This is a genomic window from Chryseobacterium fluminis, from assembly GCF_026314945.1.
Classification (GTDB): Bacteria; Bacteroidota; Bacteroidia; order Flavobacteriales; family Weeksellaceae; genus Chryseobacterium; species Chryseobacterium fluminis.
Genome location: NZ_CP111121.1, coordinates 725,395 through 751,694, shown reverse-complemented (window position 1 = coordinate 751,694; position 26,300 = coordinate 725,395). Strand labels below are relative to the sequence as shown.

Here is a 26,300-nt window from a genome sequence, read left to right as displayed (position 1 = left end):
ATTAAATTGCTGAAATTTTTTAACCATGAATACCGAACTGAAAGAAGAAATTTACCAAAGATATACCCATTATCTGGCCGGCAATTATAATGAAAAATATATCTATCGTCTGATCATCCAGGAAGGCTATCACCAAAACGATGTAGATGAGGTCATGAAGGATATCCATACGGATAAACAGAGAGTCTTGAAGAAAAAAAATAAATACAGATCTGTCATTAGCATTATTTTATACGTATTGGGTACGGTCGTCCTTCTTGCAGGAATACTGCTGACGATTGTGGGAGGCTTCAGATTTGGAATTGCTTTATGTGTCCTTGCAGTCATTATATGGATCAATGCCAACCGGTAATCCCTGTTTTTTTCAAAATACCGGCTTCATCCTTAAACTTGACAAAACTCACTTGGGGGTGTGGCAATTTATCAGTAAATTTGTAATAACTAAAGAGATAATAATAAATAAATTCATATAATAACATGAGTCAATTCGATGTTACCGTAATCGGTTCCGGGCCTGGTGGTTATGTTGCTGCAATCCGTGCTGCACAATTAGGTTTTAATACAGCAATTATTGAAAAATATCCAACTTTGGGAGGAACCTGTCTTAACGTGGGATGTATTCCGTCAAAGGCACTTTTAGACAGCTCTGAACATTTTGAAAATGCCAAGCACAATTTTGCCAGTCATGGAATCATCATCAACGAACCTCAGGCTGATATCGCAAGAATGATCGAGCGTAAAAATGAGGTCATCAAGCAAAATACTGACGGAATCAGCTATCTGATGAACAAAAACAAAATCACTGTTTTTGAAGGAGTCGGAAGCTTCGAATCTGCCACTCAGATTAAAGTGACGAAAAACGACGGTTCTACAGAAACGATCGAATCCAAATATACCATCATTGCAACAGGTTCTAAACCTACTTCTTTACCTTTTATTACATTAGATAAAGAAAGAGTGATTACTTCTACCGAAGCTTTGAATCTTAAGGAAATTCCTAAGCATCTGGTCGTGATCGGTGGAGGAGTGATCGGTCTTGAACTGGGTTCTGTGTATCTGAGATTGGGTGCCCAGGTAACCGTGGTTGAGTTTATGGATAAAATTATTCCGGGAATGGATGGAGCCTTAAGTAAAGAATTAACCAAAGTTCTTAAAAAACAAGGGATGAAATTCATGCTTTCTACAGCGGTTTCTGCGGTTGAAAGAAACGGAGATACCGTGAAAATCACGGCTAAAGATAAAAAAGGAGAAGAAGTAACCGTAGAAGGAGATTACTGCTTGGTTTCGGTAGGGAGAAGACCTTACACAGACGGTCTTGGACTGGAGAAAGCAGGGGTGGAACTGGACGAAAGAGGAAGAGTAAAAACCAATGATCACTTACAGACCAATGTTTCCAATATCTATGCGATCGGAGACGTGATCAAGGGAGCCATGTTAGCCCATAAAGCTGAAGAAGAAGGTGTATTTGTTGCTGAAACTCTGGCCGGACAAAAACCTCACGTAAACTACAACCTGATTCCGGGTGTGGTATACACATGGCCTGAAGTGGCAGGTGTAGGTAAAACCGAAGAGCAACTGAAGGAAGAAGGCGTTGCTTACAAAGTAGGATCTTTCCCGATGAGAGCATTAGGAAGAAGCCGTGCCAGCGGTGATGTAGATGGTTTGGTTAAAATCATTGCCGATGAAAAAACAGACGAAGTTTTAGGAATGCACATCGTAGGCGCAAGAGCGGCTGACCTTATTGCAGAAGGAGTAATTGCTATGGAATTCCGTGCAAGTGCCGAAGATATCGCAAGAAGTTCTCATGCACACCCGACGTATGCCGAGGCTATTAAAGAAGCAGCTTTGGATGCTACAGGAAAGAGACCGATTCATATGTAACATCTGATTTTACACCATTGATATCAATTTAAGAGAGACGAATGTCTCTCTTTTTTTGTTTGAATTTTAGAAATGATTAGTGCCTAGCATGATTAACATTTGCTCGCAGTCGTTAGTTACTGTCTGCTTAGCCAATAATTTGAGTCATCTATCAGCTCTTAGCAAACCCGCAAAATTCTTTTTATGAAATAAATCAAGTTTTAAAAGTAAAATATTATTTTTATTTAGAAAAATTATAAATAATTTTGCCCAAATTTTTAAAATTGAAGAAAAAAGTTTTACTCGTTGCTTTTCAGTTTGTAATTATATCTGTGAGTGGGCAGGCTCTGACAGGAATTGTGGTAGAAGCAGAAAGCAGGAAGCCTGTTTCAGGAGTTAAAGTCGGGATAGAAAATACCGGCATCTGGACCGTTACCGATCAATCCGGAGCTTTTCAGATTAATTACAATGCCAATCAGACTTTGGTCTTCTCCAGGGCGGGTTTTATTGAAGATAAAAAGACCTATACGGTTGTTCCATCTTCCCTGCAAACGTATGCAATGCAGGTGGCTTCTATCAGGATCAAGGAGATTTCATTGGCCGCCAAAAAGAAAAACTATTCTGAAATTGAGATCAAAGAAGAAGCCCTGAAGAACATCCAGGCATTTTCTCTCAATGAAGTTCTGGAACAGATTCCTGGGCAGAAATTACAGAATCTTAACCTGAATGAGTTTAAACCTATCGTCTTCCGTTCGACTCAGCCCACCAGCGTATCTGATCAGGGATTTGGGAATAAGTCTTTCGGAACGGCCATCGTTGTTGACGGTATTCCGATTTCCAATAACGAAAATATGCAGAGTTATACCGGGAATTATTCACCCATCGGAAGATCATGGCAAAATGAAGGTTCTGTTTTTATGCCTAATCTTATCGGTTTCGGAGCGGAAGGCGGATATTTTTCGAATACCAACTACGGTGCAGATTTACGTGAAATTCCGGTTGAAAATATCGAAAGTGTAGAAGTTGTCCAGGGAATTCCTTCTGCAAAATACGGAGATCTGACCTCAGGTCTGGTGACCATTCAGCAGAAAAGCGGAAGAGCGCCTTACAGAGCGTATCTGTCGATGCGGGACGGCACCCAGGAATATAATCTGAATAAGGGATTTCAGTTGAATGAAAAACTGGGATTTTTAAATGTTAATCTTAATTATCTGAGCTCCAATTCTGAACCGAGAACAAAATTCAACAGATATCAGAGGGTTGCGACCAATCTGATGTGGACGGTTTACAGTAAGAATAAAAATATTAAAAACTCGTTATCCGTAGACTACGGGAACAATTTTGACAATGCCAATTTTGAGGAAGAAGATGTTACGAATTTAATTGTAAAAAATAAGAAGAGGGATATCCGCATTTCCAACCGCTTTAACTGGAGATTTAAAGACTGGTTTTTCGATAACCTGGATGTCAATGCCAATTATTCTCAAGGATACCAGAACACCTACCGATCAAGCATTCTCAATAACGGGGGAGATCTTGTGGGAACCAGCATTACTGAAGGGGTTTATACCGCTACCTATTCCCCGCCAAGCTATACCCAGGTTCAGGAAATTGAAGGAAAGCCGGTCTCCATGTTTTTTTCTGCCGATTTAAAAAAGAATGTAAGGACAAAATCCGGCTGGAACCACAATTTCCTAATCGGAACTTCCATGAGAAGCAGCGACAATAAGGGAGCGGGCAGGCTGGGAAGCCCGGAAACCATTCTCAGTCAGTTTGCAGGTGGTGGACAGGCTTTCAGACCTTATAATTACGGAGAAAATGTGAAAGCGGAATATCAGTTTTCGGTATATGCCGAAGATAATATTTTCAGGAAATTCGGAAACTATATTTTCAATCTGAATGCCGGATTGAGATATGATAACCAGTTTGGAGCTTCTGTGCTTCAGCCAAGGGTAAATTCTTACCTGATTTATAAGAATTTCAAGTTCAGAGGCGGATTTGGAATCGCTTCAAAGGCACCTTCTATTAATATGATCTATACAGGACCCAGGTATTATGATATGATTCTGGCAGATTTACGTTTGCCCGGATATTATAACCTGGGCGTGATGCAGACCTTCATTGATTATGCAGACAATAAAAATCTGAAACCTTCTAAAAGTATGCGCTCGGAGGTGGGGATTGATTATAAATTTGCATACGGAAATATTGGTCTAACTGCGTATTACAATAATCTTTACGATGGGTTTACCAATGAAAGTTATGGTGCGAAAAGACAATTGGCGAATCTTCAGATCAATGATAACGGAACGAATCTGCCGACCTATACTATTGCGGGGTATACCAATTATTACTACCTGCAAAGCAGAATGGTGAACGCTTTACAATCCAAGGATAAGGGTCTGGAACTGATGTTGGGACTGGATAAGCTTCCGGTTAGAAATATCAGCATCGATCTGAACGGAGCTTATGTCGAAACCACCAACAGATCTGAAATAGACCGGTATTTTAATAAGAGTGTAAGTCTCGACGGAAGTGTGAAAGGAGATGTGATCTGGGGACTATACAGACCGTTTGATTCAAAATACAGACAGTTTAATGTCAGTGCTGCCTTAAATTATCATCTGCCGAAAGCTGGATTGGTCATTACCTTAAGAAGTCAGCACTATTTAATTGATGATCAGTCGATTTTTAATCCTAAAGACCTGTACGCGTATATCAACAGCAATTTAGACAAAGTATTGCTGACCGGGGAACAGATTGACGATCCCAACCAGTTTGCCAATATCAAAGACACCGGATATCTGGAGGATAATAAAAGTCTGGATAAGGTTTTTCATAATATCAACCTGAAGATCTCCAAAGATTTCCGTAACGGGTTCAGGTTTTCTTTCTATGCCAACAATTTTCTCGACTTAAAACAGACACAGACTACGTTCTCTGAAGTGACCGGAAGATCTACAACGAACCTGAGAGCGGATTTATTAACCCTTTCTTTCGGTGCCAAAATCGAATATCAATTTTAAAATATAATGTCCATCCATATGAAACAGTTATTAAACTATTTTGCAGTACTGATGTTGCTTTTCTCCTGTCGTGATGACGATTTTGGAAATAACAGCAATACCCTGCAGCCAACAAACTTTAAAGTTGAAGTAAAATACGATGCTTCTTACAACGATACAAGCGGCAATGCGAGACGTGTAAAGAATGCTACCGTGGTGATGGTCAACAACAGTTCCGGAGACACCTACACTATCTCTACGGATGCTGACGGTTTTGCCAATTTTTCCAATATCATCCCTGGAACCTACAAAATTACAGTTTCCAAAAAAATGCTCTCCGATGAATTTTATGCTACATTTAATTATGTATCTCCTGCAGCAGAGCTCAGTTTCAACGGAACGCAGGAAGGAGCCACCATTAATGTAAATGTTCAGAGCACGGTAATAGAAGTGAGATCGGCGCGAATCGGTGATTTACTTATCAAGCAGATTTATTACGGCGGTTCCCACATCACACAGGGAGCAGGAATAAGAGATCAGTTTATAGAGCTTTATAACAACTCCAACGAAGTGATCTATGCAGACGGTTTATATCTGGGGCAGCTTTATGGAAAAACAAATACCACCGTTAACAGCTATACCCAGTCAAACGGACAGTTCGACTGGAGCAAATCTATGGGAATGACCATGGGAAATACTGCCAATACAGATTTTGTCTACGCAGATTATGTGATGAGAATTCCGGGGACAGGAACGCAGTATCCGATTTTACCGGGACAGAGCCTGGTTATTGCCCAAAATGCCTTAAATCACAAATCTCCCTTAGTAGACAATACAGGATCACCGATAAATATTTTAAATCCTTCATTAACTATTGATTTAAGCGGATCAGATTTTGAAGTGTATCTGGGAACATTTAATAATTCGATCGGTGAGGCCATTTATAAATTTGATATCCAGAATCCTGCCGTAAAAGACCTGGAAATTGCGTATTGGGGAAGACCCGGAAACTGGAGCGGAAATAATGATTTTATCATGGACAGCCCGGGAAGGGACAGTTTCATTATTTTTAAAATGGATCCAGCAGACTTTACCTCGCTTTCCGACTATTCAGATCCTTCGGTAACCAATGCCACTGTATCAACAAGATATTTTAAACAGATCCCGATCAATGTTATTATAGACGGGGTAGACCTTCAGCATTATAATCCGAACTCGCAAAGACCAAAAATGCTGAATGCTTCCGTAGATGCCTCATTTATCGCAGGTGATCAGGCTTACATTTCCCAGGCAGTGATCCGGAAGACCAAAACGACTATTCCGGCGCAGGGAAATACCCCGGCAAGGAAAGTATTGGAAGATACCAACAATTCAGCAAACGATTTTATAAGACAAACGGCAAATCCAAGAGGTTTCCAACAATAAGAAGTAATGAATTTTAAGATTTTACATGTAGTTTCATTTCTGGCATGCGGTTGTGTATCGGCACAGCTTCACGACAGTATTTTTATTCCGGAAAACCAGATGTATTATAAACAGCTCAATCAGATCTGGGAAAATCCGGTTCAGTTTTCAAAACAGAAATTTTCGGACTTCACGGAAACGGAGCTGAGCGCTGTAGTGAAAGATCTGAATATGAAAAGAACCCAAACTGCCGAAAGCTCAAATGAATTCGGCTTTAAAACGCAGGGGATTTTCAATATTTCTGAAAAACTGAGACTCCTGGGAAGCTTTGATTATCAGTTTGTGACGGAAAAAAATGTAGGCTATAACCTGACGAATGGAAGAACCGAAGACCAGTTTGTACTGAATCCCAATTATCTTTTTGTTCCCAAAAAGGCGAATTGGGAAAACCAGAACTACCATATAAAAGGAGGGATTTCCTATCATCTCTGGAAAGGACTGGAACTGGGAGCAACGGTAGATTACAGAAACCAGAATTCGTTCAGAAAATCAGACCCGCGACCTGAAATCAATACAGCCGATTATTCAGGGAAAATTTTTGCCGGATACCGTTACGGAAACCATCAGTTATCCGTATTCGGAGGATTAGGGAGAAAATCTGAAACATACGATATTATGGCTGTGAATGAATTCATCAATGCACCCGCTAATCCCGAATACTATGTCAGGTTTTCCAATGGTTACGGCAGAATCGTTTATTTTCCTTCTTACACAAATTTCAGTTACAGAACAGTCGACAGGAATTTTGGAGCCGGATATGCATTCGAAAATCAGAAGAATTTTTTCAACATCAATTTTTCGTACAGCAAAGCGATGCAGAATCTCTATGGAAACACCGGAGAATTATATAACCTTCCTACCGGTTCAACGTATTTTGCGGAAAGTCTGGAAAAAATGAAATACCGTCTTGCTAATTATAAGACCGATGCCAATTATTGGTATAAAAGTGAGACAGCAGATTTCATGTCAAACGTAAATTTCCAGAGCATCACCGGGGATAATTACAATAACGCAGAATTCGGGCAGAATTACAGGATGACACTGGACCGATTATCCACAGCAAATAATTTCCTGCTGAAAGATGGAAAAAAAATAAAATTCGGAGCAGTTTTAGAAGGGGTTTATAACGATTTTTCAGCCATTGATCTGTTGGGAATTACCTATAAATATGTAACAAGCCTGAATCTAAATCTGAAGTTCAATAAAGATATTTTCTACAGAGAAACGCAAAAAGTAAACCTTGAAATGGGAGCAATGTCTTATTTTCCGTTAAAGGAAAGCCTGCAGTACACTCCGGCATCATCCAATACTTTGCTGTATGATCATGTAATCAAAAACGATCATGAGTTTGACCGCATGTCGAAATTGGGTCCGCAGTTCGGATTACAGTTTTATCAGAGGGTAAGTGCTAAGACAGACCTGAAAATATTTACTAATTTTGCAGCGCTGTTTCCTTTAAGCATAGATTTAGAGCAAAGCACAGAGTATAACGGAAATCCTAATCTTTATTTCAACGCAGGGATATCATTATTTTATTAGAAGATTATGAAGTATTTTTTATCACTTTCGGCGGTGTTATTTTTAGTGTACTCCTTTTCGGGATTGAATGATCGCCCTCAGAAGGGATACACCCGGCAGGAATTGAGAGATTTATATGGAAACGGAGATCAGAATCTCTGGCCAAAACCTCATCTTTTTGATGAAGCAAAAGAAGGATTCAGGGATATCGGACCCCTTTCAAAACCTGAGTTTCCGAAAGATAATCCTTACTCTGAAGCTAAGGAAGAACTGGGAAAAATGTTATTTTTTGATCCTAGGCTCTCAAAGTCAGGTCAGATTTCATGTGCCAACTGCCATGACCCGGAACTGGCCTGGGCAGACGGAAGAAGGGTAGCGTATGGCCACGACAGACAGCTTGGAACCCGGAATGCACCTACTGTTCTGAATATTGTCTACGCTAAAAAATATTTTTGGGACGGAAGAGCAGCCACCCTGGAAGATCAGGCCAAGGCGCCGATTGAAAATCCGCTGGAAATGAATTTCCACTCGCGACTGGCCGTAAAGACCATCGCTAAACTGAAAGGCTACAAAGAATATTTTCAGAAAGCTTTTGGAGATGATAAAATAACAGAAGAGCATATAACCAAAGCGATAGCCACTTTTGAAAGAACTCTGGTAAGTCCGAAATCAAAGTTTGACCGGTTTGTATCAGGAGAAAAAAAAGCAATGAATGATTCTGAGATCAACGGACTACATTTATTCAGAACAAAAGCGAATTGTATTAATTGTCACAATACACCTTATTTTTCGGATCAGAAATTTCACAATTTAGGATTGACGTATTTCGGAAGGGAATATGAAGATCTAGGATTGTTTGCTGTCTCGAAAAAGAACGAAGATGTAGGAAAATTCAAAACACCTACCTTAAGAGAGGTCAGCCAGACGGCTCCTTATATGCACAACGGGTTGTTTCCCAATATCAGGGGCGTTCTGAATATGTATAATGCCGGAATGCCCGACGAAAAAAGAAACAGGGATAATCCTCTGGCTCCTCACAAATCCAAAATGCTTGAAAAGCTGAACCTTACGGATGATGAGCTTACCGATCTGGAGAATTTCCTGAAAACATTACACAGTTACCAGTATAAGATGCGGGCACCGCAATTACCGAAATAATGAATAAGAAGATCGATCCGGTCTTCTTTTTTCATTAAGCTGTTTAACCTTTTCTATTATCACAAAGGAGATCCGAAAGATTTCTAAATACTTAAGATAATTAAAGTAATATACTTTACGCAAAAGAAGTACACGTAAGTTTTTTGAAAATCTTTGATTTTCACCTGATGTAAACTTAATTCTGCGGTATTTTTTAAACTTTCTAAAGTGTACTTAAGAGTGAGACAGTAAATACCACACACCGCTACCACACGAATCCACACCGCTACCGCACGAATCCACACCGCTACCGCACGAATCCCTTCGTGTGGTTGTCTGTAGTTAACCACAAAGGAGATCCAAGAAATTCTAAACACTTAAGTTAGTTTAAGTAACATACTTTGCGCAGAAGAAGTACACTGAAGTCTTGTTAAAAATCTTCTGATTTTCTTCTGAAGCACACTTAATTCTCTTCCCGAAATAGTCCTTTAACGTAAGTTCCCGCAATTGGCATGCAATTCAAAAATTGCTGAATTTTCGACCTCTTTTTTAAACGACTTCATTGAATACATTTAGTTTTTTTTGGAGCTTTTTCCCGCTTTCCACTGTATCTTTTGGGTTACGGCTCCGCTTCGCTCCGCCGCAACCCAAAAGGATGTCGTTTCAATCGGGGCTAGGGTAGAGGCCTTTTTAAAGAACATCGGAAGAATTGTTGATTCCGGGAGTTCTGAATAAAAATGTCATTTCTATAGACGGGTCTGTTCTTAAAACCGTAAACTATTCAAACCAGGATTCGTATGACTGGCAGTGCTGTGTTTTTGAGTTCTTGCAGATCAGCAGGTGTGGATTATTGCAATTTCACTTTATATTTCCGTACCTTTGCCAACTAATTTATCATACATGCTACTCGGACAGACTCAAACTTTAAAAATTTCAGAAAAAAACAATTCAGGATGGATTTTAACTGATGAATCAGGGGAAAAGGCCTTTTTACCCAAGATTTTCGTTCAGGATGACAAAGAAATCGGAGATGAAATTGAAGTTTTCGTGTACCAGGATGATCATAAGCTGAAAGCCACCACCGAAGTTCCTTTGGCCGAGGTAGGGGAATTTGCAGTAATGAGCTGTGTACAGAGTCTTCCAAGTGGGGCTTTTATGGATTGGGGTATCATTAAAGATCTTTTTATTCCTTACAAACAGCAGAAATCAAAGATCGTTGAAGGAAAAAGATATCTTGTCAACCTCTATATCGATGAAGACCTTGAGTTAATTACCGGAACTACAAAATTCAAAAGAAACCCGCAATATCAGGATTTACCTTTCAAAAAAGGGGATAAGGTGGATCTAATCATGATGAACGAGAGTGAGCTGGGATGGAATGTGGTGATCAATAAAAAATACATCGGACTGATTTATACTTCCGATGTCTTCAAAAAATTATATCCTCTGTCGGAAGAAGGAGGGTATATCAAAGCCATTCGGGAGGATGGTAAAATAGATGTGTCTCTTCAGCCTGAAGGTTTTGAAAACATCGATGAATTCAGACAGAAAGTTCTGGATAAGCTGGAAGAGAACTACGGGTTGCTTCATCTTTCGGATAAATCTACACCGGAAGAAATCAAAGATGAACTTCAGATGAGTAAAAAGAACTTTAAAAAAGCCATCGGTGGCCTTTACAAAGATAAAGTGATCGATATCATGGAAGATAAAATTAAATTATTATAGAAAGACCCGGCCGGAAATTTAAAATTTCCGGCCGGCTTGTTTTTGCAGATGAATAGAATTTCTTCTTATGATTTGTGATTCAACCATTTCTTATGAAGAATTCTTTAATTTTTAAAAAGCAGATCAGCGAGAACTTTTATTCCCGTTTCCAGCTGTGCTTCAGAAAGCGAACCATAGCTCAGGCGGATCCCATTAACCGGCTTACCATAGCTGTAACTGTCCGGAGTAATGATCTTAACGCCTTTGCGCTGAAGTTTTTCGGAAATATCCATCCAGTTTACTTCCTTTCCGGGAACTACCCAAAAGGCTAAACCACCGTCCGGGATATCATAATCTGCCCTGTCGGTAAAATATTTTTTTAATAAAGAGTCGGTAAAATCACGCTTGTTCCTGTAATAATGAGTAGCCTTCTTCAGATGCCTTTTGATAGTACCGTCATTGATCAGCTGGAGAACCGCCTGTTCCATAATAGCGTCGCCCTGTACATCAATAATCTTTCTCAAAGAACCTACCTTGCTTATTAAGGCTATATCGCTGCTGATCAGATAGCCGATCCTAAGGGCCGGAGCTACGACTTTACTCATGGTGCCGATATACACATAATTTTCAAGTTCCGGAAAGCTTACCAACGGAAGTAACGGGCGGTAGCCAAAATGAAATTCATTGTCGTAATCGTCTTCGATGATGGTAAATCCGTATTGATTGGATAAACGGATAAGCTCAAGTCTGCGCTGTAAGCTTAACGTTACCGTAGTCGGGTACTGCCGGTGCGGGGTGGTATAAAGCGCTTTTATTCTTTTACCGGATTTCAGATGAGCGGTCATATCTTCAATAATGAGTCCCTCTTTATCTACCCTTACAGGCAGCAACTTAGCGCCGGCAAGTTCAAAGGCATTCCATGCAGGCTGATACCCGGGATTTTCAATCATTATATAATCGCCGTTTTCCAATAAACATTGTGCCGTAAGATACATCGCCATCTGGCTGCCCCGGGTGATGCAGATTTCCTGCTCATTCACCTGCATTCCTCTCTGATGATTAAGCATATGCACGATGGCTCTCCTGAATTCAATATCTCCCAGTTCGCTGGTATATCCCATCATCTGCCATTTGCCTTTGCGGTTGAAAATCTGGCGGTAGGCTCTCGCCAGTTCTGTAATAGGAGCAATTTTACTGTCGGGGTGCCCATCATCAAAATTGACTTCAAAGATGCTTTTGGGCGCCTCATTGCTCACCAACGTAAAACCGGACTTTCTTGTCAGGGAAAAAACAGGCAGGGTATCGGCAACGAAAGTGCCTTTCCGTTCTTTCGAAACCAGCCATTCCTCATTGAGCAGGACATTTAAAGCCTCGACAATAGTATTCCGGTTAAGATTCAACTCAGCCGCCAAGGTCCTGCTGCCGGGTAAGGCCGTACCGCTTTTTAGTCGTCCAGACTGAATCTGGGCAATGATGGCATCCGCGATCTGCAGATAAATGGCCTTTTCAGAATAATGATCTAAGTGTATTTCTAATTTCCAAGGTCTTAACATCTGGACTAGCTGTTTTTAAATAATCTGTACCATTATGGTAGTCCAAATATAAGGTACTTTTGTGATGCAATAAAGCAAAAATAAAAAAAAATCTATCGTATGTCAAAAACAGAAGTAAAAACAGAAATGGAAAAATCAGTTCAGACAGAGCAAAAACATTTTAGCTCTAAAGATTTTCATCAGACGTTTGCAAGACCGCAGTATGTAAAACCATCGCACGTTATTCACAGAAATGTAGAAAAGGCAGGCGTGCACGACCAGTTTTCTACTGAACGGAAACATCCGGTATTCTTTGTAGACCTGCCAAGCAAAAACGTGAGTATGACTATTGGTGGACTCTTACCGGGTCAGACCACCAATCGTCACCGCCATACCTACGAAACAGTACTCTATGTAGTAGAAGGAAAAGGCTGGACGGAAGTAGAAGGGGAACGTGTAGAATGGCAGGCCGGTGATGCCGTATACATCCCGTCTTGGGCATGGCACAGACACAGAAATCTGAGCGATACAGAATCAGCAAAATACATTGCCTGTGAAAATGCACCGCAACTACAGAATCTTGGTGTGGCCCTTCGTGAGGAAGAAGGCAGAGATCTCTAAACAAAAATCAAAGTCCTCATTCCAGAGGACTTTTCACTTAAAGAAAAATAAATTAAATGAAAAATACACCATTCAAAGGCGTTATCGCTTATCCTATAACACCACTGGACGCCAACGAAAAAGTCAATATTCCTTTATTCAAAAAATTGCTTGAACGCCTCGTGGTTTCAGGTTCACACGGAATTGCTCCGCTGGGAAGTACCGGCGTACTGCCATACCTTACCGATGAGGAAAAGGAAGCCATCACTGAAGCAACCGTTCAGCAGGTAGCAGGCCGTGTTCCTACTTTGGTAGGCGTATCCAATCTGACAACCGAAAAAACCATCTACCATGCTCAGTTCGCGGAAAAAGCCGGAGCCACGGCAGTGATGATTATCCCGATGAGCTACTGGAAACTGACAGATGACGAAATTCTACAGCATTATGATGCGGTAGCTTCTAAAATTTCTATTCCGATTATGGCTTATAACAATCCTGCAACAGGAGGTGTGGACATGTCTGCTGCTTTACTGAAACGTTTGCTGGAAATTCCGAATGTAACCATGATTAAAGAAAGCACCGGTGATATTCAGCGTATGCACTATCTCAGAAAAGAGCTGGGCGAAGAGGTGGCTTTCTATAACGGATCCAATCCCTTGGCTTTGGCTGCCTTTTCAGCAGGGGCAGCAGGTTGGTGTACGGCTGCTCCCAACCTGATTCCTGAATTGAATATCGGCTTATACAATGCGGTACAAAATAACGATCTGGAAACAGCAAGAAATATATTCTACCAGCAGGTCGATTTACTGAATTTTATTGTCGCTAAAGGTTTGCCAAGAGCGATTAAAGCAGGTCTGAACATTTTGGGCGAAGACGGCGGACAATTACGAAGCCCGTTGAAGCCTTTATCCGAAAGCGAGACCATGGAACTGAAAGACATTCTTACAAAAACACGAGGATGATCCTGATTCATTACTATTAAAACAAAAGAGATATATCAATGGAAGAAAAGAAAAAACTGTCGTCTGTTTCAGGCAGACCGATATCCGAAAATCAAAATGTTAAGACCGCAGGAAGGCGCGGTCCTATGCTCCTGGAAGATCATTGGTTCCTTGAAAAATTGTCCCATTTTGCCAGAGAGGTCATTCCGGAGAGAAGGATGCATGCCAAGGGGTCGGGAGCCTTCGGGAAATTTACGGTAACTCATGATATTACAAAATATACCCGTGCAAAATTATTTTCTGAAATAGGAAAAGAAACGGAAGTATTTGTCCGTTTTTCTACAGTAGCAGGAGAAAGGGGAGCTGCAGATGCAGAAAGAGACATCCGCGGGTTTGCAGTAAGGTTTTATACAGAAGAAGGAAATTGGGACCTGGTGGGAAACAATACCCCTGTTTTCTTCATCAGAGACCCTTATCGTTTTACAGATCTGAATAAAGCCGTGAAACGCGATCCGCAAACCAACCTCAGAAGTGCCAATCATAACTGGGATTTCTGGACTCTGTTGCCCGAAGCCCTGCATCAGGTGACAATCACCATGAGTGACAGAGGAATACCGAAATCCTATCGCCATATGGATGGTTTCGGGAGCCACACGTTCAGTCTTATCGATCACCAGAACAAAAGGTTGTGGGTAAAGTTTCATTTTAAAACCGAACAGGGCATTCAAAACCTGACCAATGAAGAGGCGGGAGCCATTATAGCAAAAGACAGGGAGAGCCATCAGCGTGACCTCTTTGATGCGATCCAGAGAGGGGAGTTCCCAAAATGGAAAATGAAGATTCAGATCATGACCGAAGAACAGGCAAATGCCTGCCCTTTTAATCCGTTTGACCTTACAAAAGTATGGCCTCATGGAGATTATCCGCTGATCGATGTAGGAGTTTTGGAACTCAACAGAAATTCCCAGAATTACTTTGCCGATGTAGAACAGGCTGCATTTAACCCTGCCAGTGTGGTGCCGGGAATCAGCTATTCTCCCGACAGAATGCTCCAGGGAAGATTATTTTCATACGGTGATGCCCACCGTTATCGGGTGGGTGTCAATCATCATCAGATCCCTGTCAACAGTCCGAAGTGTCCTTTCCATAATTTTCACAGGGATGGTGCCATGCGGGTAGACGGTAATGAAGGTTCTACGATTCATTATTTCCCTAACAGCTATGGGCAGTGGGAAGAAAGCAAAGAGTTTACCGAACCTCCGTTGGAACTGACGGGAGATGCTTATCATTATGATTTCCGGGAAGATGACAACGACTATTATACCCAGCCTGGCAACCTCTTCAGACTGATGACACCGGAACAGAAAGAAGTGCTGTTCAGCAACACAGCCAATGAGGTGGGCGGTGCAGAGCGCTTCATTCAGGAAAGACATATTCAGAACTGCTACAGAGCGGATGCAGATTATGGAAGAGGAGTGGCAAAAGCTCTGGGAATTGACATATCCGGTTTAAACTTATAAAGCATAACACTCAAACAATACAAAGTAAAATTCTTACAGTGGTATTCACAACACAACGGATAGAATTGTTACCTGTTCATACCTGGAGGTTTACCAGAACGAACGACGCAACCGTAAAAACACATTCATTATAGATAAACGGGCAGAAATTTAAAATTTCTGCCCGTTTTTTTAGTCTCTGTTTTTTACCAGAAGCCATCCCGTATAGATCCTGCCGTCCGAAACTTTAATGGTGTACCAATAGCTTCCTGTAAGAACAGGACTGCCATTAAGTTTTCCGTTCCATTCAAAAGGTTTTTTGATGGTTTTTTCTTTAAACACCAAAAGACCCCTGCGGTCATAAATGTGGATTTCCGTTCCCGGATAGTTTTCAATACCTGCGATTTTCCACAGATCATTTTTTCCGTCGCCGTTCGGAGTAATGGCATTGGGAATATTAAAAATAGAAAATCTTTTTTCTCCGATAATAGATCCTGATTTCGTCCTTACATAAACGATGTACTCTCCCATAGGCAGATTACTGAATACATTAGAATCCTGCCATACAAGATGATCCAGAGAATATTCATAATTCCCGGATACAGACATGCTGATTACTGCTGAGCTGTTATTGATGTTAACAGCCGTAATTTCACCCAGTACAGAATAATTTACCTGAATATGATCCGTAGCATCACAACCGAAATTGTTGGTTACTCTTACAGAATAGGTCCCCGGTGTTGAAACGATGATGGTTTGAGTAGTGGCTCCGGTACTCCATAAGTAGGATGTGAAACCGCTGCCGGCATCTAAAGTTACTGTTTTACCGTTACAGAATTCAATAGTTTCGGGCAGATTAATAACCGGTTTAGGATTTAACGTTATATTTAACCGTATCTTCTTAAAGCATCCGTCCGGAGTCGCTACTTTTACAAAAACGAGTGTGGTGCCGATAGTCAGCGTATAGGCAGATGGATTGGATATCGTATTTCCCGCATTATCAGTAAAAGTAAAAATATAATTGTTCGGGTTGGCGATGATATTGCCTTCATAATGATGAAGATTAACAGTCATTGAATTCGATGTTGTTGCATTACAGAAAGCCTCTGCATAATCGTTGGCAGGAACATTATTGGTAGACAGGGTGACAGAAATCGCTGTTTTTTCAGATTCGCAGTTATTTAAAGTCTGGCTTACAAAATACGTCTGTCCATGAACAAGCAGAGTTGTTAACGGTAAAGTATTTCCGGCTCCGTTATAAAACTGCAGTGCAGCTCCCGTAACTGCCAGATTCGCCAGGGCAGGATTAGCAGATGCGCAGAACTCCTGTGTGGAATTCGCTGCAGGCTTGGGTGTGGTATTTACAGTTACCTGAACAGCTGTTTTATTACTTTCACAGCCATTGATGGTCTGGCTGGCATAATAGGTCTGTCCGTTTATCAGAGAAGTCGTTACCGGCAGAACAGTATTGGCAGCATCATACCACAGTATATTCTGACCCGTTATCTGAATATCTGATATTCTGGGCTGATTTGTTGCGCAGAAAATCTGTGTCTGATTCACAGTGAACGGCAGAGCAGGAGAGGTAACCACTACATTTTGGTTTTGTATGGCTGTATTTCCGTTTCCGTCCTGATATGTCCAGTGGATTGTATATGTTCCCGGGGCTGTATAAGAAAGAGGATCGGTTGTAGTAGCAGTTACAGTTCCCGAGCAATTATCGGTTGCCGTCGGAAAGCTGGAAACTACGGTGTGACAGTCGCCGGTAATATCTGCGAGGTTGGCCACATTCGGAACCGGAGCAATATTGTCACCGACAAATACATTCACGGTGAAACTTCCGTCACAGTCTCCCAATCCCGAGATCTGACAGGTATAGGTTCCCGAAAGGGCTGCTGAAGCATTGGGAATTGTCGGGTTTTGCTGAGTTGAGGTAAAGCCGTTGGGCCCGGTCCAGTTGTAAACAGCTCCACCGGTTGCATTGAGCTGTAGTGTTGAATTAATACAGACCGGAGAATTAGACGTAACTGTAGAATTGGCTGTACAATCCCTGAATTTAGCAACAAACAGGTCGTTAGACGGATGCGAACCTTGTTGCTGGAATGTTCCGGGGGTTGCTATACCCGTTGTATTATTGCTGGACATCCCTGTGAAATAGATATAATCTTCATTATCCTTCGTAATTTCACCTAATTGTGTTCCTCCGTTTCCACCATAAAAAGTTCCCCATTCTTTTACGTTATTAGCATCATATTTGATCATAAATGTTTTGATGTAGGGACCTGTGGAGGTCATGTACGCATTAGGCGTGGCAATATCCGTTTGCCCTACATCCGATAAACCGCTGTAAAAAATATTTCCGTGCGTATCAATATGAGCATCCAGTCCCATTGTGTAACTAAAGGGAAAATAGGTCTTATCTATTACATTTGTACTTAAATTTACTTTCCAGACGCCTGCATTTTTAGCAGGAATATTCAGGTCAAAAAATTCCCCGGCCAGTATCAGTGTATTGTTTATTATTCTGGCCTCTCTGATAAGATCCTGTCCGCTTCTGCCGTAGTAGCTCGATCGCAAAAGAGTGCCTGTTTTGGAGAATTTTAAATACAATCCGTCCGTCACTCCCGAATTGGTTGCCTGAAATGGATTGATCATTTGTATGTTCTGAGATTGAGTGGCTCCGATAACTTCCAAATGGTCAACAGAAGAAAATATTTTAAAAATTGATGTTGCATGATCTGAAGCACCAAAGAAAGTAGACCATTCGGTATTTCCTGAAGGATCCACTGAAGCCAGAAATGCATCCATATATCCTGAGGGGCTTGCCTTGGAAGGTTGTGTAGGATTAAGGACAGGAAAATTAGCACTCATCGTTTCTCCTCCGATATAGACGTGATTCTGATGGTAGGAAATACCTCCGATATTATCATGATGACTTCCGATAAAATCCTTTTGGAAGAGCAGGTTTCCATTAGTATCAAATTTTACCAGGACTACATCTCTGTTTGACTGATAACGTTCTCTAAAACCTGCGGCATAAATATTATTATTTTCATCAAAAGCAACGTCCATAAAAGCGTCATTACGGTCAAAGCCATAATACGTTCCCCAAAGTCTTTGTCCATCTTTAGTTAATTTCATTAAAAAACAATCACTATAAGCGCTTAAACTTTGCTGATACGCTCCGGAAGTCGCGATGTGCGTGAAACTGGTTGTGCCTCCCAAAAGATATCCTTTATTATCTATATCCGTCCGGATTCTTCCCCCTTCTTCTCCGTAACCTCCGGCGTAGCTGCCCCAGATTCTTGTCGGAACCGGATCTATTACGATTGTTTTGTCTGAATGGTCGACCGGAGCATCAAATCCAAAGGTCTGGTTACCCAGATCTTTAAAGGCAACATCAATGTTTTCGATTTCGTTTCCTGAGATCCAGCTGCTTGGAATATTTTCATGCATTTCTCCAAAGCGGATACTCATAGCGATTTTACCATTTTTTATAGCAGTGGCGGCACCACTGAATTTCATCTTAATATCGGAGATTTTTCCACCCGGATTAATAATGAAATTATATTCAACAGGCTTTAAGGAATCGACAGGTTTAAAAAATAATAGGTCGATGTTCTGATAGATATTCCTGTACACGACCTTTTGAAAACGGTGCACGTGCGTTATACCTTTAGGTTTACCAGGAATATTGAAGTAGTTCTCATAATCAGCTGATTTTCCCTGTGCGGTTATTTCAGCATTTTTATTTGAACCGATAAGCTCAATATCGATTCTGTGAACTAATTTCTGGTAAATAAATTCGTCCCAGAAATAGCTTTTTCCATCAGAAATTTTATTCTTATCGTTTTTTGAGAAGTTGGGATTTGATGTTTTTTTAGTTTCATACACATCATAAGAAAATCCGTTGGATCGCAACTGCACGTTCAGTCCCGCAGAATGATATAAATATTTTACATCCGTGTTTTCTTTTCCGTCCTGGTCAATGATCTGTCCTTTGTTTTCGTAGAAAAAATAATCATTGTTTTGTAAGGGCCTGGTTTGAGAAAAAAATAAAGCACAATACATCAGTGTGGAAAGAAATAAAGTTTTTTGCATCGGTTTTTGATTTTCCGGCAAAGATATAAAAACACTTTGTTTATGAAGGATTAACGCTTCTTAATATTAAATAGCAAACTCAAAATATGATGCAAATCATACAAATTTGTTTAATTATTTTGTTTAACAATTTTGTCAAAAATGAAAAAAGATTTAAATTTGCACAAATTTGTTTAACAAAAATGTCAAAACAGGCAAAAAAAGACCAAACACAGGAACTCATCAAAGAGACCGCGAAGAATTTATTCTTCGTCAAAGGAAAGTTTGATGCAACCACACAGGAAATTGCTGATGAAGCAGGAGTGAACAGAACGCTGATTAATTATTACTTCCGTTCAAGAGATAATCTGATCCAGATCATTTTTGATGAGGCTCAGAAAGTGGAACAGGAAAAATCCAAAGTGATTCAGAACTCAGATCTTCCTTTTAAGGAAAAAATGAGCCAGTTTATAGAGCACAGCTTATCGACAAGCCTTCAGTACCCTTACCTGGAAACGTATATCGTCTCCCAGATCAATAAGGGAAACTGCCATAAAAGAGACATTGAAGAGGAGGAGCTTAAAAAACTGTATAAAGACATCAAAAAAGAAATGGAACTGGGAAATATTGAAAGGATGGAACCCATTCAGTTTGTCCTGAATATGGTTTCGTTACTGGTATTTCCAAGTGCAATAAGACCGTTACTGATGGAAAATCTGATGATCAGTGAAAAGAAATTCGATCAGATTATAGCTGCAAGGAAGAACATCATTCTGAATATACTTTTCAAAAACTAATAAAATGTTAAAGTATTTTAAGAAATGATCCGTCCTTTAGAAATAAAAATCATCGAAGATAAAAATTTACAAAAAAATAAACGAAGTATAAAATTATGAAAGGAAAACGTATAACTGCAAAAAAGCTAAAATTGGGTATAGCTGCTGCATTTATGATTTTCGGTTTTTCATCAGTGTCTGCGCAACAGCAGGTTTCTCTACAGGAAGCTATCAAACAGGCGCTTCAGAACAAGGCAGAGGCAAAGAAAGCTGCTTTACAGATTAAAAAAGCCGAATATAAAATTGATGAAGCAAGAGCCGGAGCTTTACCACAGATCAGTGCAACGGCAGGATTAACTTATAATCCTCTCATCCAGGAATCTTTGCTGGAATTCGGAGGAGAAAGAATCAGAGCTCAGCTGGGGCAGCCATGGATTTCCACGGCTTCCGTACAGGTGCAGCAGGCAATTTTTGATCAGAGAGTTTTCACAGGCCTTAAAGCCGCAAAGTCAACAAGAGAATTCTATGTACTGAATGCGCAGCTGACCAATGAACAAATCATTGAAAATGTAGCGACCGCTTATTATCAGGTTTTTGTTCAGGAAGAAAACCTCAAAACGGTAGAGGCAAGTTATGCCAACACGGAAAGAACAAGAAATGTAATCAAGAGTTTGGTGGATAACGGATTGGCAAAAGCCATTGATTTGGACAGAACAAATGTACAGCTTACCAATATCGGGTCAAACAGACAGACATTGATCAATGCTGTAGAGCTCTCAAAAAATTCCCTGAAATTCTATATGGGAATTCCGATTTCTACCGATATCGAACTGGAAGAAAAAACCATAGAGCCGAGACCTGAGCTTATTGCAAGTACCATTAATCTTAATGACCGTACGGAAATTAAGGTTTTAAATAAAAACAGAGAACTTCTGGTATTCAATAAAAAAGCGACGGAAGCTTATCTGTATCCTACCGTAGGTCTGGTTGCCAACTATTCCTGGGGAGGACAAGGCCGAAATTTCCCTTTGATAAGCGGGACAAGCAAGGGCGTGCTGTGGAGCGATTACTCTGCATTGGGACTGAATATCAATATCCCGATTTTCACCGGCGGTGCTACCAGAGCAAAAATCAATCAGGCTGAAGTGGATATTCAGGATCTGGATGTGGATATCGAAAACACCCAGCTGAGCTTAAGTTTAGATTATAAAAATGCGGTTACCAATATCGAAAACGCATTAATCAATATCGAAAGCATGAAAGATAATGTGGGACTGGCTGAAAGAGTTCAGAAAAATACCCAGGCCAATTATCAGTACGGCTTAGCAACCCTTACCGAAGTTCTGGATGCCGAAAATGCTTTAACAGACGCAAAACAGAATTATGCCAATGCACTGTTGGATTACAAACAGGCTGAGATCAAGTTAATAAAAGCAAAAGGAGAGTTAAACACATTACAAAACCCATAATAAACTATAATGAAAAAAACTTTAATATATATCATCGTGGCAGCGGTACTTGTCGGTCTGGCAGCATATAAAATCGCTGATAACAAAAAGAAGCAGGACACCGAGGTAAGAGAAGTGGCCAAGCAGGTAGATAAGATCAACGTAAATGTTGTAACGGTAGCAAGAGAAAATATAGACACCGATTATACGGCAAATGGAACTTTTATCCCGAAGCAGGAGATGAACCAGTCGGCCGAAATCTCAGGACGTATCGTCAATGTTTTGGTGAAAGAAGGATCCAGGGTAGGTGCCGGCCAGGTATTGGCAACCATTAAGAAAGATGCCATCGAGGTAGATATTTCCCAGGCTCAGAATAACTTACAGAACGCCATTATCGATAACCAGCGTTATGAAAATGCCTTTAAGACTGGAGGGGTTACAAAACAGCAGGTCGACAACTCAAGACTACAGCTGAAAAATGCTCAGGCTGCCGTAAGAGCGCAGGGTGTAAAAGTAAATGATACAAGCATCCGTGCCGGAATCAGCGGTACGATTAATAAAAAAATGGTAGAGCCGGGAATGGTAGTAGCTCCTGGAACAGCACTTTTCGAAATCGTGAATATCAATTCTCTGAAACTTTCTGTTTTGGTGGATGAAAGCCAGATCGGAAGAATCGCGTTGGGTCAGGACGTGGCCATTAAGGTCAATGTTTTGCCGGATGATGCGTTCAGCGGAAGAATTACCTTCATTGCTCCTAAAAGTGATGCTTCTTTAAACTTCCCTGTTGAAATTGAAGTTCAGAACAGAGGAAACCTGAAAGCGGGAATGTATGCAACGGCTACTTTCAAAACCAATAACGGTGCCGAAACCCAGAATATGCTTACCGTGCCTGCAGAAGCTTTCGTTAATGGAGTGAGCTCAGGACAGCTATTCATCGTTACCAACGGAACGGCCAAATTAATAAAAGTGCAGACCGGAAAAGTGTATGGCGATAAAGTTCAGATCTTAAGCGGACTCAATGGCGGGGAACAGGTCATTACCAGCGGACAGATCAACCTTGATAACGGTTCAAAAATCAATATCGTAAAGTAAGAGCAGATGAAGTTAGCAGAAATATCCATTAAAAGACCGTCCCTCGTTATCGTACTGTTTACGATACTTACGCTGGGAGGTTTATTAAGTTACTCCATGATGGGGTACGAATTGATTCCGAAGTTTGAGACGAATATGGTGACCATTTCTACGGTATATCCGGGAGCTTCCCCTGCTGAGGTGGAAACTTCGGTTACCCGTAAGATTGAAGACGCCGTTGGTTCCCTGGAAAATGTAAAAAAAGTAGAATCTTCATCATACGAAAGTTTATCGGTCATCATGGTTCAGCTGAACACCGGTGCCGATGTAAACTATGCACTGAATGATGCCCAGAGAAAGGTAAATGCTATCCTGGCAGACCTTCCGGACGATGCAGATCCGCCATCACTGCAAAAATTCTCACTGGATGATCTACCGATCATGACGCTGAGTATCTCGAGTGATAAACTGAATAATAAAGATCTTTATGACCTTTTAGATAAAAAGATAGAACCTATTTTCTCCCGTGTCAACGGGGTAGCCCAGGTGGATCTTGTCGGTGGACAGGAGAGAGAAATCCAGGTAAGTTTAGACGAAAAGAAAATGCAGGGATATGGTCTTGCCATTGCTGATGTACAGCAGGCTATTCTTTCTTCCAACTTAGATTTCCCGACGGGTGCTCTGAAGACCAGAACCTCAAGATCTACGATCAGACTGTCAGGGAAGTACCGTGATATTGCTGAAATGAATAATCTTGTGGTTTCCAATAAAAGCGGGGCACAGGTACGTTTATCAGATATTGCGACAGTTTTCGATACTCAGAAAGATGTAGAGAAGGTTGCGAGATACAACCAGAATTCAACAATTTTACTTCAGGTTAAAAAACAATCTGATGCGAATGCGGTTTCGGTTTCGGAATTAGTTCAGAAAACCATTGCTGATGTTCAGAACAATTATAAAAATCAGGGTATTAAGATCAATATTGTAGATGATACTACAGATTTCACCCTGGAAGCCGCGGATCACGTGATCTTCGATTTATTCTTAGCGATCATTCTGGTAGCCGTTGTAATGTTATTATTCCTTCACAATATCAGAAACGCATTTATTGTAATGGTTTCTATTCCGATGTCGTTAATTGCTACGGTAATCGGGATGTATCTGATGGGATATACGTTAAACCTGATGAGTTTATTAGGACTGTCATTGGTAGTAGGTATCCTTGTAGATGATGCGATCGTAGTACTGGAGAACGTATACCGTCACATGGAGATGGGGAAAAGCAGAATCCGGGCAGCCTATGATGGAGCTTCGGAGATCGGGTTTACCGTAACGGCGATTACATTGGTAATTGTGGTGGTATTCTTGCCGATCGCGATGAGTTCAGGATTGGTATCGGATATCCTGGCACAGTTCTGTGTTACCGTAGTGATTGCAACATTATTCTCCTTATTAGCCTCATTTACCATCATTCCGTGGTTGTCGTCAAGATATGGTAAACTGGTACACCTTTCGGGTAAAAATCCTTTTGAGAGATTTATCCTTTGGTTTGAGAAGCAGTTGGAAAAATTTACCCACTGGATTACAGGAATTTTAGAATGGGCACTGAAAACAACACTGAGAAGAGTGATGACCGTAATCGTAACCTTCATTATATTGGTGTCTTCATTCATGTTGGTAGCATTCGGATTTATTGGAGGAGAATTCTTCCCTAAGATGGACCGTGGACAGTTCCTTGTTCAGATGGAGTTACCAAAAGACGCTTCTGTAGAAAAAACCAATCAGCTGACCCTGGAGGTAGAGAAATACCTTAGAAATGATAAAGACGTAGTAGATATGATTACGACCGTAGGTCAGCAGTCATCAGGTTTCGGGGGAGCGCAGGCTACCTTGTACCAATCTGAGATCCAGGTAATTTTAGTAGATAAATCCGAGCGTAACGAAAGTACAGATATTAAGTCTGCCAAAATAAAGAGAGCGCTGGAAGAGAAATTCACCGGTGTAGAATTTAAAACCGCCCCGATCGGATTAATGGGAGCAGATAATGCCCCTATTGAAATGGTGGTAACGGCTCAGGATAACGAGACGGCAAACAAGGAAGCCAACAGGATTCTTGCATTGCTTAAAAAAGTGCCTGGATCTGTAGATGCAGAATTATCTACCGACTCTGGTAATCCGGAAGTGCAGGTGAATATCGACAGAGATAAAATGGCTTCTTTAGGTTTAAATCTTTCAGGAGTAGGACAAACGATGCAGACTGCATTCAGTGGAAATACCGACGGGAAATTCAGAGCCGGAGAATACGAATATGATATCAATATCCGTTTTGGTGATGCCAACAGACAGTCTATCGACGATGTAAGAAACCTGATGTTTACAAATCCTCAGGGACAGCAGATCAGATTAAGCCAGTTTGCAGACGTAAAAATGGGTTCAGGGCCAAGTTTATTGGAGCGTAGAGACAAGTCGCCTTCTGTAAAGGTGAAATCCAAAGTAGTAGGTCGTCCTGTAGGGGATGTGGCCAACGAATGGGCAGCACAGTTTATGGATAACGAGAAAACAAAACCTGCCGGTGTAAGCTACATCTGGAGCGGTGATATGGAAAACCAGACCGAAGGTTTCGGAACCCTGGGTATTGCATTACTTGCTGCAATTGTACTGGTTTATCTGGTAATGGTTTCGTTGTATGATTCATTTGTCTATCCGTTTGTGGTATTATTCTCCATCCCTCTGGCATTGATCGGGGTTATGGTGATCCTCGCCATCACCGGAAATTCACTGAATATCTTTACAATGTTGGGGATGATCATGTTGATTGGTTTGGTTGCGAAAAATGCGATTATGATTGTCGATTTCGCCAATATGAGAAAAGCAGCAGGGGCCAATACCCACGATGCTTTGATTCAGGCGAACCATGCCCGTCTGCGTCCGATCCTGATGACCACCATTGCGATGATCTTCGGTATGATTCCGATCGCAATTGCAAAAGGAGCAGGAGCAGAGATGAACAACGGATTGGCTTGGGTAATTATCGGGGGTCTGACCTCATCATTATTCCTGACGCTGATCATTGTACCGGTAGTATACTCACTATTCGATTCTATTTTAAGAAGAATGGGTAAACACGAAAAACCGGATTATGAAGCTGAAATGAAAGCTGATTACGAGCACAAAGAACTAAGTGAAGACGGGTATACCCCAAAACACATAGACTAATATCATAACCTTTAATTAACTGTAGAGCGTATCAGAAATGATGCGCTTTTTTTGTCTCTTTGTTATATTTTACTATTACGTTCATTCATCCATGAGCTACGATAAACCACCAACGTCACTTCGAGTAGGTTTTTGAAAAAAACCGTATCGAGAAGTGCTACATCAGACAAATAGCTAATAGAGGATCATGTACAAAACTTCTCGATACACTCCGCTTCGCTGCGTTACTTGAAGTGACGGAAGTGATTATTTTACTATGGAACTTATTTCAATTAGAAAATTATAAATGTGCCTAAATATTTAATGAGATAAGACCGTCACTTCGAGTAGATTTTGAAAAAAAACGTATCGAGAAGTGCTACATCAGACAAATAGCTAATACAGGATCATATACAAAACTTCTCGATACACTCCGCTGCGCTGCGTTACTCCTTTAGATTTGTAGAAAT

16 protein-coding genes are annotated in these 26,300 nt (G+C 40.9%); 14 read left to right on the top strand and 2 right to left on the bottom strand.

All coding sequences use genetic code 11. The features are described from left to right. Nucleotides 1-25 precede the first annotated feature (25 nt). From ODZ84_RS03485 to ODZ84_RS03455, 7 genes are all read left to right on the top strand, one after another. Nucleotides 26-352: a hypothetical protein gene (locus tag ODZ84_RS03485; protein WP_266175623.1), complete on the top strand. Its 327-nt coding sequence runs from the start codon at nucleotides 26-28 to the stop codon at nucleotides 350-352. Nucleotides 353-477: 125 nt separating this feature from the next. Further along, complete coding sequence (lpdA, locus tag ODZ84_RS03480) at nucleotides 478-1,881, top strand: dihydrolipoyl dehydrogenase (protein WP_266175622.1); 1,404 nt, start codon at nucleotides 478-480, stop codon at nucleotides 1,879-1,881. 263 nt (nucleotides 1,882-2,144) lie between these two features. After that, complete coding sequence (locus ODZ84_RS03475; RefSeq protein WP_266175621.1) at nucleotides 2,145-4,886, top strand: TonB-dependent receptor; 2,742 nt, start codon at nucleotides 2,145-2,147, stop codon at nucleotides 4,884-4,886. Nucleotides 4,887-4,904: 18 nt separating this feature from the next. Continuing rightward, the gene (locus tag ODZ84_RS03470; protein WP_266175620.1) at nucleotides 4,905-6,290 is read left to right on the top strand and encodes a DUF4876 domain-containing protein; all 1,386 of its coding nucleotides are present in this window, start codon (nucleotides 4,905-4,907) and stop codon (nucleotides 6,288-6,290) included. Between the two features lie 6 nt (nucleotides 6,291-6,296). After that, nucleotides 6,297-7,868 carry a DUF6850 family outer membrane beta-barrel protein gene (locus ODZ84_RS03465; protein WP_266175619.1) on the top strand — a complete coding sequence of 524 codons (1,572 nt, stop codon included), beginning with the start codon at nucleotides 6,297-6,299 and terminating at the stop codon, nucleotides 7,866-7,868. A 6-nt stretch (nucleotides 7,869-7,874) separates the two neighbouring features. After that, the gene (locus tag ODZ84_RS03460) at nucleotides 7,875-9,005 is read left to right on the top strand and encodes a cytochrome-c peroxidase (protein WP_266175618.1); all 1,131 of its coding nucleotides are present in this window, start codon (nucleotides 7,875-7,877) and stop codon (nucleotides 9,003-9,005) included. Nucleotides 9,006-9,884: 879 nt separating this feature from the next. Then, nucleotides 9,885-10,709, top strand: a complete 825-nt coding sequence (locus tag ODZ84_RS03455; protein ID WP_266175617.1) for a CvfB family protein — start codon at nucleotides 9,885-9,887, stop codon at nucleotides 10,707-10,709. 104 nt (nucleotides 10,710-10,813) lie between these two features. Here the strand turns inward: ODZ84_RS03455 and pdxR are convergent, their stop codons facing one another. Next, nucleotides 10,814-12,241, bottom strand: coding sequence for a MocR-like pyridoxine biosynthesis transcription factor PdxR (pdxR, locus tag ODZ84_RS03450; protein WP_266175616.1), 1,428 nt, complete (start codon nucleotides 12,239-12,241; stop codon nucleotides 10,814-10,816). 99 nt (nucleotides 12,242-12,340) lie between these two features. Between pdxR and ODZ84_RS03445 the strand changes: the two genes are divergently transcribed. From ODZ84_RS03445 to ODZ84_RS03435, 3 genes are read left to right on the top strand one after another with little or no spacing between them, the layout of a single operon-like run. Beyond that, entirely contained in the window at nucleotides 12,341-12,841 is a 501-nt protein-coding gene (locus ODZ84_RS03445) for a cupin domain-containing protein (RefSeq protein ID WP_266175615.1), read from the top strand. 56 nt (nucleotides 12,842-12,897) lie between these two features. After that, nucleotides 12,898-13,782, top strand: coding sequence for a dihydrodipicolinate synthase family protein (locus tag ODZ84_RS03440; protein WP_266175614.1), 885 nt, complete (start codon nucleotides 12,898-12,900; stop codon nucleotides 13,780-13,782). A 38-nt stretch (nucleotides 13,783-13,820) separates the two neighbouring features. After that, nucleotides 13,821-15,281, top strand: coding sequence for a catalase (locus tag ODZ84_RS03435; protein WP_266175613.1), 1,461 nt, complete (start codon nucleotides 13,821-13,823; stop codon nucleotides 15,279-15,281). A 171-nt stretch (nucleotides 15,282-15,452) separates the two neighbouring features. Here the strand turns inward: ODZ84_RS03435 and ODZ84_RS03430 are convergent, their stop codons facing one another. Beyond that, nucleotides 15,453-19,361, bottom strand: a complete 3,909-nt coding sequence (locus ODZ84_RS03430; RefSeq protein ID WP_266175612.1) for a DUF7948 domain-containing protein — start codon at nucleotides 19,359-19,361, stop codon at nucleotides 15,453-15,455. A gap of 182 nt (nucleotides 19,362-19,543) precedes the next feature. Here ODZ84_RS03430 and ODZ84_RS03425 point away from each other — a divergent pair, with 182 nt between their 5' ends. The 4 genes from ODZ84_RS03425 (at nucleotide 19,544) to ODZ84_RS03410 (ending at nucleotide 25,851) form a co-directional block, all read left to right on the top strand. After that, a complete protein-coding gene (locus ODZ84_RS03425; protein ID WP_266175611.1) occupies nucleotides 19,544-20,137 on the top strand; it encodes a TetR/AcrR family transcriptional regulator in 594 nt (197 codons plus the stop codon). Between the two features lie 95 nt (nucleotides 20,138-20,232). Then, nucleotides 20,233-21,585 carry a TolC family protein gene (locus ODZ84_RS03420; protein ID WP_266175610.1) on the top strand — a complete coding sequence of 451 codons (1,353 nt, stop codon included), beginning with the start codon at nucleotides 20,233-20,235 and terminating at the stop codon, nucleotides 21,583-21,585. A 9-nt stretch (nucleotides 21,586-21,594) separates the two neighbouring features. Then, nucleotides 21,595-22,656, top strand: a complete 1,062-nt coding sequence (locus ODZ84_RS03415) for an efflux RND transporter periplasmic adaptor subunit (protein WP_266175609.1) — start codon at nucleotides 21,595-21,597, stop codon at nucleotides 22,654-22,656. 6 nt (nucleotides 22,657-22,662) lie between these two features. Continuing rightward, nucleotides 22,663-25,851 carry an efflux RND transporter permease subunit gene (locus ODZ84_RS03410; RefSeq protein WP_266175608.1) on the top strand — a complete coding sequence of 1,063 codons (3,189 nt, stop codon included), beginning with the start codon at nucleotides 22,663-22,665 and terminating at the stop codon, nucleotides 25,849-25,851. Nucleotides 25,852-26,300: the final 449 nt, after the last annotated feature.

Bases quoted from the DNA above. Each gene is read 5' to 3' on its own strand.
- ODZ84_RS03445 (WP_266175615.1), top strand. From the start codon at position 12,341: ATGTCAAAAACAGAAGTAAAAACAGAAATGGAAAAATCAGTTCAGACA.
- ODZ84_RS03425 (WP_266175611.1), top strand. From the start codon at position 19,544: ATGTCAAAACAGGCAAAAAAAGACCAAACACAGGAACTCATCAAAGAG.
- ODZ84_RS03465 (WP_266175619.1), top strand. From the start codon at position 6,297: ATGAATTTTAAGATTTTACATGTAGTTTCATTTCTGGCATGCGGTTGT.
- ODZ84_RS03410 (WP_266175608.1), top strand. From the start codon at position 22,663: ATGAAGTTAGCAGAAATATCCATTAAAAGACCGTCCCTCGTTATCGTA.
- ODZ84_RS03435 (WP_266175613.1), top strand. From the start codon at position 13,821: ATGGAAGAAAAGAAAAAACTGTCGTCTGTTTCAGGCAGACCGATATCC.
- ODZ84_RS03470 (WP_266175620.1), top strand. From the start codon at position 4,905: ATGAAACAGTTATTAAACTATTTTGCAGTACTGATGTTGCTTTTCTCC.
- ODZ84_RS03430 (WP_266175612.1), bottom strand. From the start codon at position 19,361: ATGCAAAAAACTTTATTTCTTTCCACACTGATGTATTGTGCTTTATTT.
- ODZ84_RS03415 (WP_266175609.1), top strand. From the start codon at position 21,595: ATGAAAAAAACTTTAATATATATCATCGTGGCAGCGGTACTTGTCGGT.
- ODZ84_RS03455 (WP_266175617.1), top strand. From the start codon at position 9,885: ATGCTACTCGGACAGACTCAAACTTTAAAAATTTCAGAAAAAAACAAT.
- ODZ84_RS03485 (WP_266175623.1), top strand. From the start codon at position 26: ATGAATACCGAACTGAAAGAAGAAATTTACCAAAGATATACCCATTAT.
- lpdA (WP_266175622.1), top strand. From the start codon at position 478: ATGAGTCAATTCGATGTTACCGTAATCGGTTCCGGGCCTGGTGGTTAT.
- pdxR (WP_266175616.1), bottom strand. From the start codon at position 12,241: ATGTTAAGACCTTGGAAATTAGAAATACACTTAGATCATTATTCTGAA.
- ODZ84_RS03460 (WP_266175618.1), top strand. From the start codon at position 7,875: ATGAAGTATTTTTTATCACTTTCGGCGGTGTTATTTTTAGTGTACTCC.
- ODZ84_RS03420 (WP_266175610.1), top strand. From the start codon at position 20,233: ATGAAAGGAAAACGTATAACTGCAAAAAAGCTAAAATTGGGTATAGCT.
- ODZ84_RS03440 (WP_266175614.1), top strand. From the start codon at position 12,898: ATGAAAAATACACCATTCAAAGGCGTTATCGCTTATCCTATAACACCA.